General features: G+C 43.1%; 6 protein-coding genes. 3 read left to right on the plus strand and 3 right to left on the minus strand.

Going from position 1 to position 16,014, the window contains the following annotated elements:
• The first annotated feature begins 100 nt into the window (after positions 1 to 100).
• The 3 genes from CQ839_RS20875 to CQ839_RS20885 are packed head-to-tail and all read left to right on the plus strand — an operon-like array spanning position 101 to position 11,442.
• Positions 101 to 4,789, plus strand: coding sequence for a PAS domain S-box protein (locus tag CQ839_RS20875; RefSeq protein WP_103670229.1), 4,689 nt, complete (start codon positions 101 to 103; stop codon positions 4,787 to 4,789).
• A gap of 15 nt (positions 4,790 to 4,804) precedes the next feature.
• Positions 4,805 to 8,203 (plus strand): PAS domain-containing sensor histidine kinase, encoded by a 3,399-nt coding sequence (locus tag CQ839_RS20880; protein WP_103670230.1) that lies wholly within the window; start codon positions 4,805 to 4,807, stop codon positions 8,201 to 8,203.
• A gap of 14 nt (positions 8,204 to 8,217) precedes the next feature.
• Complete coding sequence (locus tag CQ839_RS20885) at positions 8,218 to 11,442, plus strand: ATP-binding protein (protein WP_103670231.1); 3,225 nt, start codon at positions 8,218 to 8,220, stop codon at positions 11,440 to 11,442.
• Positions 11,443 to 11,613: 171 nt separating this feature from the next.
• Here CQ839_RS20885 and CQ839_RS20890 read toward each other — a convergent pair whose 3' ends face one another.
• From CQ839_RS20890 to CQ839_RS20900, 3 genes are all read right to left on the minus strand, one after another.
• Entirely contained in the window at positions 11,614 to 11,820 is a 207-nt protein-coding gene (locus tag CQ839_RS20890; protein WP_103670232.1) for a chlorophyll a/b-binding protein, read from the minus strand.
• A 168-nt stretch (positions 11,821 to 11,988) separates the two neighbouring features.
• The gene (gene ileS / locus CQ839_RS20895) at positions 11,989 to 14,880 is read right to left on the minus strand and encodes an isoleucine--tRNA ligase (RefSeq protein WP_103670233.1); all 2,892 of its coding nucleotides are present in this window, start codon (positions 14,878 to 14,880) and stop codon (positions 11,989 to 11,991) included.
• Positions 14,881 to 15,502: 622 nt separating this feature from the next.
• The gene (locus CQ839_RS20900; RefSeq protein ID WP_103670234.1) at positions 15,503 to 15,982 is read right to left on the minus strand and encodes a transposase; all 480 of its coding nucleotides are present in this window, start codon (positions 15,980 to 15,982) and stop codon (positions 15,503 to 15,505) included.
• Positions 15,983 to 16,014: the final 32 nt, after the last annotated feature.

The following is a 16,014-nucleotide window of genomic DNA, read 5'->3' on the forward strand; positions in this document are numbered from 1 at the left end:
TATTTGGTAGCGTTAGTCAATGATTATTTGATGAAATCAGTTAAACTTAAGTAGATAGCAAATACTAGTCACCAACTTTTGACTTAAGCTTTAGGGACAAATGTTTAAAACTAACAAGATAGTTTATGGATATGCGATCGCCCTAGGCATTACTTTCTTGGGATCTTCCGTTGGCTTGCTAGTAGGCAATAATTATCACCAAAATGCAACTCAGAAGATGCAGGGGGCTGCTGAAGATCGCAAGTTTTTAAACACTCTCCAAGTCGATATTTTATATAATCGTCCTACCAAACAACTATCACCTTACTTAGCGGATCCAGATGGCTTTAAGATCGAGAGTGGCAAATTACTTGATCGCATTCAGAAAATTTTAACCGCACTAGAGGCATATAACTCTTCTGGGAAGACATCAAGCATCGAGGGGCTACAACCATTGCTAGCTGAATATGCAATGGTTGTGAAAAAATTTCAGCAAGAAGCAAACCTAGAGATCGCCCAATTAACCACACTCACAGAATCTCCCAAAAACTTAACCGCAGCAGAATTACGGTTAGTTAAATTTGTCAAAAGCAAGGATTTTGTCAAGTTTATTGAGTTTCCCGATCGCCTATTACCATTTACCCAACTTGCTGATGTACAAACAGCAAAAGCTGAGTCAGAACTAGCCTACTCTAAGACAATTCGCAATAGCATAGTTGCTGGAAGTGTATTCTTGTCAGCAGCGATCTCTGTCCTATTTACGATCTTTGCTAGCCGTGCGCTCGCTCGTGAACAAGCGACAATCAACCAACAATTGCGCAATCAATTAACCGAGCGCGAGCAAGCCGAAGCACAACTGCGTGAAAGTGAGCAGCGCTATATCAACTTAAATGCTGCAGCTCCTGTCGGAATATTTCGCGTTGATACTGAGGGAAACAGTATATATATCAACCAACGTTGCTGCGAGATGCTTGGCTTGTCACCAGAAGCAACCATTGGAAAATCTTGGCAGCAAGCATTGCACCCCGACGATCGCGAGTATGTTATCGCTGAGCAAATTCGCACAAGACGCGAAAATATACCATTTCAATTAGAGTATCGAATTCTAAGACCTGACGGTTCCGTAGTTTGGGTGCTGGGAAACGCTGTCGCCGAGAAAGATAACAGTGGGCAAATCATCGGCTATGTGGGGACAATCACAGACATTAGCGATCGCAAGCGCTCGGAAGAAGCCTTACAAAAAAGTGAATCTCATTCTAGAGCCTTAATTAGTGCGATGCCTGACATAATTTTTCGGATGAACCAAGAAGGTGTTTATCTGGAATTTCTTGCTTCTCCAAATTTCAATGTTTTGGGTGATCTCTCAAAGATGGTGGGAACCAATGTATTAGATATTTTGCCGCCTCAAGCGTCACAACAACGCATGAAATCTGTTCAACAAGTTATTCAAACTGGTTCTATCCAAGTTTACGAACAAGAGCTTGAGATTGACGGCATACCCCAAATCGAAGAAGTCCGTATTGTGCCATATAGCGAAACCCAGGTTTTAGGATTGGTGCGAAATATTAGTGATCGCAAACAAGCCGAACTTGCTTTAGCAAAGAGCGAAGCCCAGAGTCGTGCCATATTATCAGCCATTCCTGATTTGATGTTTCGGATAGGAAGTGACGGAATTTATCGCGAGTTTTATATTGCATATCGCGATTTTGCAGTTATTCCCCAAGGTAACGATCTCACTGGTCGATCACTTTCTGAAATGTTGCCACCAGATGTTTTTGAGCGACATATGCATCACCTGCAAAAAAGTCTAGAAACAGGAGAGGTGCAAGTATACGAGCAAATTTTTCCAATTGGAGATCGCCTTCAATATGACGAAGTTAGAGTTGTCAAGATTGGCGAAGATGAAGCTCTGTTTATAATTCGGGACATTAGCGATCGCAAACAAGCAGAACAGGCTTTAGCAAAGAGCGAAGCCCAGAGCCGAGCCATATTATCAGCAATTCCTGATTTGATGTTTCGAGTAGGGACTGATGGCGTTTATCGCGAAATTATTACGCAGCATCAAGATTTTGCCCTATTTCCACTAGACTTCAATCTTGTTGGGCAGTCAATGGTCGAGATTTTACCCGCAGAGCTTGCCGATCGCCAATTTCATTATTTGCGTAGAGCGATCGCAACTGGTAAGTTGCAAATCTACGAGCAAAATATTCAAATAGGAGATATCTTTCAAGATGAAGAAGTGAGAGTGATCAAGAGTGGCGAAGATGAAGTTCTGTTTATGATTCGGGACATTAGTGATCGTAAGCAATCTGAACTGGCTCTACAAAATCTAATTGCAGGCACAGCCGCTACCACTGGACAAGACTTCTTCCCCGCGCTAGTAACTCATATTGCCAAGGCTCTTAATGTTTCCCACGCTCTAGTTACTGAACTGGTTGATGATGAGTTACACTCCCTAGCTTTTTGGGCAAATGGAGAACTTCAACCAGCTTTTTCTTTTAATATTGAAAAAACTCCCTGCGAAAAGGCATTACAGCAGGGAACATTTTATTGTGATAGCTTTGTTCAGCAGATGTTTCCTCAACATATAGCTCTAGCTGAGATGGAGGCATCCAGCTATCTTGGTATTTCCCTAAAAGATAGTAATGGTCAGGCGATCGGTAATCTTTGTACTCTAGACAAACAGTCAATTCACAATCCACAACGAGCGGAACAAATCCTACAGGTGTTCGCCGCCCGTGCTACCGCTGAGTTGGAACGTCAACGGACTAACACCATGCTAGTTCAACTCAATCAACAACTAGAATCAAAGGTGCAAAAACGCACTTTGGAACTTCAAAAACTATCAGAACGCCTCACTTTGTCGCTGAAATCTGGAGCGATCGGATCTTGGGAATGGAATATTGCAGAGCAACAAATGTTTTGGGATGAGCAAATGTATAAACTGTATGGAGTTGAACAAGGTGCTGATTTTCATCTCGACTATGAATCTTGGGCAAAGATGATCCATCCTGATGACCTCAAAGCTACGATGGAAATGGGAAAGCGAGCTCTCTTAGGAGAAATAGAACTGGACTCTGAGTTTCGGATTTTGCATCGTGATCACAGTATCCACTTTATAAAAGCCTATGGAACTTTGGTTCGAGATGCTAAAGGCAATCCCCAGAGTTTGATTGGTATTGATTTTGATATTAGCGATCGCAAACAAGCCGAAAATGCTATTTTGACATCTCAGAAATTCTTACAAACAGTCCTTGACACATTCCCTCTGTCAGTATTTTGGAAAGATCGTAACTCGGTCTATCTTGGTTGTAATCGCAATTTCTTAAAAGATGCAGGACTTGCCTCAGTCGCAGATATCATTGGCAAGACTGACTATGAAATGCCTTGGGCTCAGACCGAAGCTAATTCATTTCGTCAATATGACCGCCAAGTCATGGACAACGATGAATCGAAGCTCGGTATCATCGAGACCCAATTGCAAGCAAATGGCGATCGGATTTGGGTAGAGACAAATAAACTACCGCTCTATGATTTAAAGGGGGAGGTGATTGGCATTTTAGGAACCTATCAAGATATTACGAAGCGGAAGCAAGCAGAGGAGGAACTACAACATACGAACCAAGAACTTCTCCGTGCGACCAGACTCAAGGACGAATTTTTGGCTAATATGAGTCATGAACTTCGTACGCCCCTCAACGCCATTCTCGGCATGACTGAGGGATTGCAAGAGCAAGTCTATGGCAGCATCAATGATCGTCAACTCAAAGCCTTACAAACTGTAGAAACCAGTGGCAACCACTTACTTGAATTAATCAATGACATTCTTAATCTCGCAAAAATTGAAGCAGGACAAGTTGAACTAAATTATTCATCGACATCAATCAGTTATCTCTGCGAATCCAGCCTGAACTTTATTAAACAACAAGCAATGAAGAAACAGATTCAGCTAGATATGCATCTGCAACCAAATCTCCCTGAAATACAGTTAGATGAGCGGCGGATCAAACAGGTGTTAATTAATATCCTCAGTAATGCTGTCAAATTCACCGCAAATGGAGGTCGCATTAAACTAAAAGCCACCAAGCTTTCTCATGTCTCTGAGCAAACCCAAGATCACACACAAGACTATCTGCAAATATCGATAACCGATACGGGCATCGGCATCTCGCCAGAAAATATTCAGAGACTATTCAAACCCTTTGTCCAAATTGATAGCGCTTTAAATCGAAAATATGAAGGGACAGGCTTAGGACTAGCATTAGCAAAACAAATCATCGAGCTTCATGGTGGCACTGTCGGAATATCCAGTGAAATAGGTATTGGCAGTTGCTTCACCATAGAGTTGCCAATCAACCACCTCGAATCTCCGCCGCCACAAGAACCTCAGTTTTCATCTAATCTTGAGTCGCATCCAGAACTGAAACAGATATCAGCATCTACAGCACCACTAATTTTGTTAGCAGAAGATAATGAAGCTAATATCATTACAGTAACTAGCTATCTTGAAGCCAAAGCCTATCGCCTTATCATCGCAAGGGATGGACAAGAGGCGATCGCCATTGCCAAGAGCGCTCAACCAGATCTGATTTTAATGGATATCCAAATGCCCGTTATGGACGGGTTAGAAGCTATCAAACAGATTCGTCTCGATCCTCAATTTGTTGATACACCAATTATTGCTCTGACCGCTTTGGCAATGGCTGGCGATCGCGAAAAATGCATAGCTGCTGGTGCTAATGAATATATTACTAAGCCAATCAAGTTAAAAGATTTATCCCAGACGATTCAATCCTTTATGAATTCATAGACAGGTTTAAGCCTTATGGAATCTACTCCTGACTCAAAAGATAATGTATCGGCGATCTCGCACAGTTCTCCAGTTGCACCAGATCAGCAGTCTTTACCATTAAGCGATCGTGGACAAACCGACAATCTACTCCTAACTCTTGTGGAGGCAACAGCTTCTGTCACAGGAGAAGATTTTTTCACAGCCTTTGTTAAACATCTCGCCACAAATCTAGGCTGTGCCCATGCCATGATCACGGAAGTAAAGGATGGACAATTACAAACCCGTGCCTTTTGGTCAAGAAATCTGCTTCAACCAAATTTGAGTTATGACATAAAAAATACTCCCTGTGAAATAGTCTTAGCAGACGGAATCTATGCTCAATCAACCGATTTGCAAAAAACCTTTCCTAATAATTCTAATCTGATTATTTTGAATGCCGATAGTTTTCTGGGAGTCGCTCTAACTAATTCTAGTAAGCAAACCATTGGGCTAATCAGTATCATGGATGTCGTGCCCATGCGAGAAATAGCTAGGTTACAGCCAATTATCCAGATCTTTGCGGCGCGTGTTGCGGCTGAGTTAGAACGAGAACAGACGACCCTTGCGCTGAAGCAGCTAAATCAAGAATTAGAACGGAGAGTAGAAGAACGTACCACCTCTCTAAAAGCAAGTGAAGAGCGTTGGCAACTAGCACTCAAAGGGGCAAATGATGGGATTTGGGATTTCGATATGGCGACAAACAAGGTTTTCTACTCTAGTCGCTGGAAACAGATGCGTGGTTTTGATGACGATGAAATTAGCGATAGTTTGGAAGAATGCTCAAGCCGCATCCATCCTGATGATTACGATCGCGTTATAGCATCTGCCAATGATCACTTAGCTGGCAAAACAGAATTCGTGGAGATGGAATATAGAACACTCTGCAAAGATGGCTCCTACATATGGGTGCTTGAGCGTGGACAAGCCTTAAGAAATGAGTTGGGACAACCCATTCGCGTTATTGGTTCCGACACCGATATCAGCGCCCATAAACTAATTGAAGCCAAATTAATTAAGAGTGAAGCTCAATTTCGCTGTTTGGTAGAAGGAGGCATCGACCTGATTTGGTCAAGCGATCAAAATGGTTTATTTACTTACCTCTCACCACAATTCAATGCGCTTTTTGGCTGGGAGCCTAGTGAATGGATTGGCAAGTCATATAACGACCTTGTGCATCCAGATGATCTACTACGAGTAAAAACTCTTGAGTTTATGGAGAATGTGGTATCTGGCAAAAAATCTTGGCATCCTGAGTTCCGCCATCGACACCGAGATGGTCATTATGTCTGGGTACGCGCCAATAGTACAACGATTTTAAATCCTGATGGAGTTGTGATTGGCAGTCAAGGGACTTTAACCGATATTAGCGATCGCAAGCAGGCGGAAGAAAGACTACAAGCAAAAACCAAGCAATTAATCCAATCCCATACTAAACTAGCTCAATCCATCGCCAATATCCAACGCAGTAACGCTCTATTAACCGTTCTCCAAGAAGCCTCCTTTGACGGAATTCTGGTGATTGATGAGCATCGCCGAGTGATCACCTACAATCAGCGTTTTTTAAATCAGTGGGATATTCCTCAATCACTAGTACTCTCAGCAAACGATCTCCAACTTTTCGACGTTGTTTTAGAGCGCCTCACTCATCCAGATGAATTTTTGCATCAGGTCGAGTATCTACATGATCATCCTAAGGAGATCAGCCATTCAGAGATCAGCCGCAAAGATGACAAAATCTTTGATCTTTACTCTGCCCCAATTTATTGGTCTAATGATCGTTATGGTCGAGCTTGGTTTTTCCGCGACATAAGCGATCGCAAACGACTAGAGCAAGAACAAACTCGTCTGACCTCTATTCTAGAAGCTTCGACTGACTACATCAGCATGGCAGATGCCAACGGAATGATCTTCTGGAAGAATACAGAATTAAAACGACTATGCGGGATCGATCCCAATCATGATACAAAGCAATATCAAATTGCTGACTGCCATCCCCAATGGGCAGCCGATATAGTTTTGCAAGAGGGATTGCCCCATGCGATCGCCCTTGGAAGTTGGATGGGCGAAACAGCATTGCTGAATGTCGATGGACAAGAAATTCCCGTTTCTCAGCTTATTCTCGTGCACAAGTCTCCTCAAGGCGAAATAGAATTTTTCTCCTTCATCATGCGCGATATCCAAACTCGCAAAGAATATGAACAGAAACTAGAACTAACCAACGCAGAACTGCTCCGCGCCACCAGACTCAAAGATGAATTTTTGGCAAACATGAGTCATGAACTCCGTACTCCTCTCAACGCCATTCTCGGCATGACCGAAGCACTCCAAGAACAAATCTTAGGGGACGTTAATGAGAGACAGCTAAAAGCCTTAAAAACCGTTGAAACTAGTGGTATGCATCTATTAGCGTTGATCAACGATATTCTAGATTTAGCCAAAATCGAATCAGGACAGCTCCAACTAGACTGCAACACCACAAATGTGGCATTACTATGTCAATCCAGCATCACATTTATCCAGAACCAAGCCTTCAATAAAAGCATAAAACTAGAGGTCAAGATTTCTCCAAACTTGCCAGACCTACAAGTAGATGAGCGACGCATCCGCCAAGTGCTGCTTAACTTGCTCAGCAATGCCGTAAAATTTACGCCCAAAGGAGGAAGCATCACCTTAGAGGTTAAACATCTAGAATTACAGCAAATGCAGACTGGTTCATGGATTCGCATTGCTGTAATTGACACAGGAATCGGCATTGCCCCAGAAAACATCCCAAAACTATTTCAACCCTTTATCCAGATTGATGGCGCTTTAAATCGTCAATATGCAGGTACAGGTTTGGGGCTATCGCTTGTCAAACGCATGGTGGAATTGCACGGGGGAACTGTCGGCTTGACAAGCGATCTGGGCATTGGCAGTTGTTTTACGATTGATTTACCATGTGTAACCAGTTTACAAGAAGCGATCGCAAATGTTTCTATCGATGCAACTCCAGCCCCACCTTCTCCAGTATCCGCCACAGTTAAATTATCCCCTTTAATATTGATAGCAGAAGACAACGAAGCTAATATTAGTACATTGAACGATTATCTTGAAGCCAAAGGATATCGTATTCTCTTAGCAATGAATGGGCAGGAGGCGATCGATCTTACGAAGACTTATCAACCTGATTTAATTCTGATGGATATTCAAATACCCATCATGGATGGGATCGAGACAACTAAGCAAATTCGCCTCGATCCTAACTTGGTAAATATTCCGATTATTGCCTTGACGGCTCTGGCGATGGATGGCGATCGCCAAAAGTGCTTAGATGCTGGAGCCAATGAATATATTTCTAAGCCGATAAAGCTAAAAGATCTATCCCAGATAATTCAATCCTTTTTAACCTCATAGTCGAGTTACTCGTGATGCCTTCCTTAGTCCAAGACATACAATCTGCTATCATCCGCAATCCATTGATAGTTGCGCCAGATATGAATGTGATAGAGGCGATCGCCGCTATGGGCAAAACTGATTCGAGATGTGTATTAGTGGTCGAGGAAAAAGGAGTCGAAGCTGAAGATATAGACTTGCTCGGTATTCTCACCCAACGCGATATTATTCGGATCAGCTCCAAGGGCAAACCTTTCGAGCAGTTGCCGATTCAGCAAGTAATGAGCCATCCTGTGATCAGCATCCAAGAATCAGAGCTTACTGATATCAAAACTGCCTTGTCTCTATTCAAAGAACATAGTATTCATCATCTACCAGTTTTAGAAGGCGATCGCATCGTCGGGTTGTTAGCTCAAGAATCTCTAGCCGAGATGTTGGCGCAGTCTGTGTTGCAGTTAGAGTCTCAACTCATGGAGTTAAGCAATCAGAAAGCAGTTGTTGAACATCCCTTGGAGAATAATGATGCTCAGAATCGCGCCTTATTAGCTGCCATCCCTGACATGATGTTTTGTGTTGGCGCAGATGGGGTCTATCGCAAATTTATGACCCCCAACCGTGATATTGATGTAGTGCCTCAAGACTTTGATCCAGTTGGCAAATGGATGCATGACTTCCTCCCTACGGATCTTGCTCAGCGTCAGCAATCTTCGTTAGAAAAAGCCTTGGAAACTGGTAAATTGCAAGTTTATGAGCAAGAGATCCAAATAGGCGAAAAACTTCATTATGAAGAAGTCCGTGTCATTAAAAGTGGCAAAGATGAAGTTCTATTTATGGTGCGAGATATTACTGAGAGTAAACAAGCCGAAATTGCTCTCAAACAAAGTGAAGAAACCAACCGCGCTTTTCTCGCGGCAATTCCTGATCTCTTGGTGCGTATGGATTGCCTTGGGAATTATTATGCGATGTTAGCGGGAAGTGGCATAAAAATAAAATTTCCCACAATTGCTGTAACCCAACCGAACCTCTATGATATGTTGCCCAAAGCATTAGCAGAGGAACGACTTCGCTATGCACGTCAGGCGATTGATACTGGCGAATTGCAGATTTACGAACAAATCTTAGAGATTGATAATGAAACTCAATATGAAGAAGTTCGCATTGTCGCTCTCAACAATCAGGAAGTATTGGTTATGGTTCGGAATGTGACCGATCGCAAGATTGCTGAACTCGCCTTAAAAGATCTGAACTACTCTCTGGAAGCAAAGGTTGCCGAGCGAACAGCTAAACTACGAGTCAGTGAAGCCCAAAATCGTGCCATTATTGAAGCCATCCCCGATCTATTGCTAAAAGTAAACAAAGATGGAACCTGTGTAGAATATATCCCTCCATTGGTAGAACCTGAGAGATTTGAGCACATTGGTCTAAATCTTGCAGAGATATTACCTCCAGATTTGCTGCAAAAGCAACTAGATGCGATCACCTTAGCTATCTCCAATAAAGAGTTACAAGTTTATGAGCATCAATTTGCCATTGGCGATCGCATGATATATGAGGAAGTTCGGATTATCGACATTAACTCTGAAGAAGCTTTAGTGATTGTGCGGGATATTAGCGATCGCAAACATGCTGAATCCCAATTAAAAGAAGCAAATGAGCAGCTTGCTGAATCGGTTATAAACTTACAGCGGAGCAATGCCTTGCTTGTAGCGGAGCAAGAAGCTTCCTTTGATGGGGTTTTGGTGATTGATGAACATCGTAAGGTTGTCACCTACAATCAGAAACTGTTAAGTCTATGGAAAACCTCTCCAGAGTTAATGGCAAAGGGAGACGATCGCGAACTTATCAACTCTATCTTAAATCAACTCACACATCCAACTGAGTTTTTAGAGAAAGTTGACTATCTATACGACCATCCCAAGGAAATCAGTCGTGATGAGATTAGCCTGCTCGACGGGCGATTTTTTGAACGTTATTCTGCACCTATTTATTGGTCAAATGATAGTTATGGGAGGGTTTGGTTTTTCCGAGACATTAGCGATCGCAAACAGTCTGAAGCTCAACTACTAACTATCAACGAGCAACTCGCAGTCTCTAATCAAGAACTAATAAGAGCTAGCCGCCTAAAAGATGAATTTCTCTCGACCATGAGTCATGAACTCAGGACACCGCTCAATGCGATATTAGGAATGACTGAAGGCTTAAAAGAAGAAGTATTTGGAGCACTTAATCCTAAGCAAATCCAAGCCTTAACAGCCATTGATCGCAATGGAAATCATCTATTAAATCTAATCGAAGACATGCTCGATTTTGCAAATATCGTCGCTGGAAAATTAAAACTGAATCGTTCCTCTACGAATATCCAGCATCTCTGCAACGACAGTCAGCAACTAGTGCAAGCATCAGCTAGTCTCAGACAAATCCAACTTACTTCTAACATCCAGTCTTATCTACCTAACCAAGACCTAGACAGTCATCGGATTCAGCAAGTATTAGTCAATCTACTTAGTAATGCGATAAAGTTCACCCCAGAGGGTGGAGCAGTGTCGATGGAAGTCAGCATTTATAACGCTCCTGATCAGGATGATCATAATTCTTGGCTCAGGTTTGCCGTCACCGATACTGGCATCGGCATTGCTCCAGAGAACATGTCCGCATTGTTTCAGCCATTTACCCAACTAGATGGCGCACTTAATCGCCAGTATGAAGGCACTGGTCTTGGACTCGCGATCGTCAAGCAGCTTGTAGAAATGCATGGTGGTCGAGTCGCTGTGCGCAGCACGATTGGGGTAGGGAGTTGCTTTATGTTTGATCTTCCATTAAATGATGATTTTGCACTATTACCATCATCTGAGCCTGTTCCTAAACTGCAATCCTCTCAACAAGAGGCGAATCAATCACCGCTACTTTTACTAGCAGAAGACAACGAGGCAAATATTGCGACTATGGAATCGTATCTAGAAGCGAAAGGCTATCGAGTTATAGTCGCCCGCAATGGTCAAGAGGCGATCGCTAGTGCTAAATGCGATCGCCCTGATTTAATTTTGATGGATATCCAAATGCCTGTCATGGATGGGCTCGAAGCAACCAAGCAAATTCGTCTCGATCCAATCTTGGCTAATATTCCGATTATTGCGCTGACCGCTTTGGCGATGGCAGGCGATCACCAAAAGTGCCTAGATGCTGGAGTCAACGAATATATTTCTAAGCCTGTAAAGCTTTCAGCTTTAGCCCAGAAAATTCAAGCCTTATTAACCTCATAGGCAAAACCCAAAAGAGGAGAGGCGGCGCTTCGCGCCACCTCTCCTCTTTTGGGTTTTGCCCTCAGACGATCACCATAGAAAATAGCTAATAAAAAACCCTACCAAAAGGCAGGGTCAAAGAATCGTTATCGTTTTTACTTTGTCTTAAACATAGAGATTGGAAAAATTTATTTAGAAGTTACCGAGCCACCAAATTAGACCATGACCAGTAGAAGCTTCAATGATGAGAAGTGAAACAAAGCCGATCATAGCAAGTCTGCCATTGAGAAGTTCGGCGTAAGGAGTAAAGCCAGCTCTATCAGTATCGTCAACGTACATCTTGGGTTCGACTGCGAAATTGTTGAGTACACCGCGTTCGTTTACTGTATAGCTGCTCATTGCTTTGTCCTTTGTGTGAGTTCCTTATGTAAAGAAATATAACAAAGTATTTCGAGATGTGAATCTAGCTAAAGGTGTGTATGAATGATTGACTTTGCCTATACAAAGAGGTAGTCAAACATCAAAAGAGTGTCTGTGCAATGCACAGACACTCTTTTGATGGGAAATCTAGAAAGTACCAGCTAATGCACCGACACAGCGATCGCAAATATGTGGATGCTCAACCGACTCACCGATATGGGTTGAGTAGTTCCAGCAACGGGGACATTTCTCGCCATCGGCATTGAGTACAGCAATTTGTAAGCCTGTCGCTTGACCTGTGAATTGCAAATCGGTGGGTAGGCTATCAACGATCTCTGCTTGCGAGACGATGAATAGATAGCGCAACTCATCGCCGCAGGATGCTAAATAGCTGCGTTGGCTGTCATCGGATACGACTAGTAAGACCTTCGCTTCAAGAGGAGCGCCGATCGCTTTGCCGTTACGGGCTAGTTCCAACACTTTATTTACTTCAGAACGGACTTCGCGGAGATATTCCCACTTACCAGCTAGTTCGGGCTTGTACCATTCATCATGAGCTGTAAACCAACCTGCTTGGAAGACTGACTTTTGGGGTACGGGATATGGGAGATGTTGCCAGATATCTTCAGCGGTGTGGGAGAGGACGGGGGCGATCGCTTTGGTAATTGCTTCGAGGCAATACATCAGCACGGTTTGGCAACTGCGGCGGCGTGGTGCATTGGGTGAACTAATGTACAAGCGATCTTTGGCGATGTCTAAGTAGAAGTTGGATAAATCTACGGTGCAGAAGTTTTGGATGGTTTGGAAGAAGCGCGAGAATTGGAAGTTATCGTAGGCTTCGGTGACATCTTTGGTGACTTCAGCGAGACGATGCAGGATATAGCGATCGCTTTCTGGCAATTGGTCGTAGGTCACAGTATCCTGCGCAGGGTCGAAATCAAAGAGATTACTTAATAAGAATCTCGCCGTATTCCGAATCTTGCGGGACATATCCGACATCTGCGCCAAGATCGTCTTCCCAATCTGGACATCGCCAGTGTAGTCCACACTCGCCGCCCAAAGACGAATTACATCCGCACCATAGGGTGGTTCTTTTTTCTGATCCTTACCACCATTAATCACAACTGTGGGATCAACGATATTGCCGAGGGATTTGCTCATTTTCTGTCCCTTTTCATCTAGAGCAAAGCCGTGCGTTAGAACAGTCTTGTAAGGCGCATAGCCGTTGGTTGCCACACTTGTCAGCAATGAAGATTGGAACCAGCCACGATGTTGATCGGAGCCTTCCAGATACATATCCGCAGGATAATTGACAGCATAGGGAACGAGTTTAGAGTCATGGTTCTCACCACCTAGCACACCTGCCCAAGAGGAGCCAGAGTCAAACCAGACATCCATTGTATCTGTGCCTTTACGATACTTATGTCCATTATTGCGATAGGCTTCAGGAAGCAGTTCTTCAACTTCTCTTTCCCACCAAACATCGGAGCCATATTCACCAATCAGGGATTGAATATGGGCGACTGTTTCTTCTGTTAATAATGGTTCGTTGGTTTCTTCATCATAAAACACAGGGATCGGCACGCCCCAAGTACGTTGACGAGAAATACACCAATCTGATCGCTCTTGTACCATTGAGGTAATCCGATTTTCGCCGATCGCAGGAATCCATTTCACCTCTTTGATCGAGCGCAAAGCATCTCCACGGAAACCATCAACAGACGCGAACCATTGCTCGGTGGCTCTGACGATCACAGGCTTCTTGGTGCGCCAGTCGTAGGGATATTTATGGTTATAGGCTTCTTCTTTAATGAGTGTTCCATTAGCAGTCAAGATTTCCACAACCTTGGTGTTACCTTCCTTGAGCACACTCAAACCTACCAAGTCTTCGCCAGCATCAGCGTTAAAAACACCGCGATCGTCTACTAGCGAAATCATTCCCAAATTATATTTTTTACCCACGATAAAGTCATCATGACCATGATTGGGCGCTGTATGCACTAAGCCTGTACCTGACTCGGCGGTGACATGTTCGCCTAAGACAATCGGACTAGGGCGATCAGCAATCGGATGTTTTGCGATCGCACCTTCAAGAACATCACCTTTGAAAGTGTATTTAACTTCTAAAGCTTGCTCAAAGGTTGCTGCTAGTTTCTCTACTAGTTCAGTCGCGACGATGTAGTTTTTCTCACCAGCCGAGACAATGCTGTAATCTAGGGATGGATTGGCACTGATGCCTAAGTTGGCGGGAATTGTCCAAGGTGTTGTTGTCCAAATCACTGCATGGAGGTTTGGTAGATTTGCGATCGCCTTCAGTTTATCGCTTGATTTGGTAATAGGGAAAGCCACATAGATACTGCGCGAAATATGATTTTCGGGATATTCCAATTCGGCTTCGGCGAGAGCAGTATGCGAGCTCGGAGACCAATATACAGGTCGCAGTCCACGATAGATATAGCCTTTCAGTGCCATCTTCCCAAATACACTGATTTGCGCTGCTTCATATTCGGGCTTCAAAGTATAGTAAGCATTTTCATAATCACCCCAAACCCCCAAACGCTTAAACATTGCCGCCTGTTCGCCAATTGTTTGCATGGCAAATTCCTTAGCCCGTTTTCGCAATTGCAGAGGGGTTAAATTAGCTCGTTCTTCTGCCTTGATATTTTGTAGTACCTTAAGCTCGATTGGTAAGCCATGACAGTCCCAACCTAATACATAGCGAGCTTTACGTCCGCGCAACAGTTGGTAGCGATTAATTATATCTTTTAAAGATTTGCCCAAAGCATGACCCATATGCAGTGTCCCATTAGCGTATGGGGGGCCATCGTGGAGCGTAAAAATATCGCCTTGGTTGTTCTGGCTTAAGTTTTCGTAAATGCTTTGTTCCTGCCAAAACTTTTGAATCTCTGGCTCTTTAATAATTGCATTTGCCCGCATCGAAAAGTCCGTTTGCGGTAGGTTAACGGTGTCTTTGTATTCAGACTGTTCGAGGCTTTTTGGCGCAGGTTTCTCAGAGTTGGCTTTAGGAGCAGATGTCATCGTTCTAGACTATGTCAGATTTTGCAAAGGTTTACACTTCATAATACTACAAACTAGTTTGTGAAAGAGTTGACAACAGCAAGGAAAAGGTAGAAAGAAAAAAGAAAAAAATTTGTAGGGGTAGAGCATTTGCGCTACCATCTTGCAACTCGTCATTACAATCTTCGTTCGCAAATGCTCTACCCTCTTTGCTATAAACGATAATTTATTCCTGCGGTTTGAGAGCGATCGGTTAATGTTGGAGGTTTAGGGCGGGTTGAGATTTTGGGTGAATTGCGAAGGTTAAGGGCAGAGCATTACCGTATTCAGGCGATCGCAGAATTTATAAATTGTGGCAGTCAGGCTCTGCCCCTACGTTTAAAACGGAAAAAACAAATGTAGGGGTAGAGCATTACCGCCACAATCTCGCAACTCGCCACTACAATCTTTATTCGCAAATGCTCTACCCTCTTTGCTTTTACAGATAATTTATTCCTGCGATTTGGGGATGGTCGGTTAATGTGTGAGGTTTAGGGCAGAGCATTCCCGATTTAGATGGATCTGAGAATTTATAAATTGTGACGGGAATGCTCTGCCCCTACGAGAATGATGGGAATGATGGGGATAAAAAAATTATTTCGATTTATTCGGTATTACAATCTGTCCAATTAGCTGGATTATTTTTAATGTATTCACGCAGATTTGTTAATTCCTGTTCAGTCCTTACAATCCTTTCGTAATAGTTGCGCTGCCAAATTGATATGCCGTAGTTTTTGTTAATACGGTTGATTTTGCGAGAAGAAATGGATTTGAAATTTTGAATGATGTTGGCTAATGAGGCTTTTTCCTTTGATTCAGAAATTATGATAATTCCATGTAGATGATCGGGCATCAGAGTAAATCCATCAAGCTCTACGTTCGGAAAATGCTGAGGAATTTTTTGCCATAATGCCGCTACAATTTGACCAATCAAATTTATTTTCATTTCTCCGTTATCTATCTCTCCAAATAAATGCTGTCGTTGATAGCAACAGATGGTTACAAAATAGATTCCTTCTTTTGCATAGTCATACCCTTGTAAACGGATAGATTGTCGATGATGAATTTCAGGGTTGTAAGACATAAATCAAATGTCGAAAAGATGGCAAATGTAGG

Origin of the sequence: Pseudanabaena sp. BC1403 (assembly GCF_002914585.1) — a bacterium.
Lineage (GTDB): Bacteria > Cyanobacteriota > Cyanobacteriia > Pseudanabaenales > Pseudanabaenaceae > Pseudanabaena.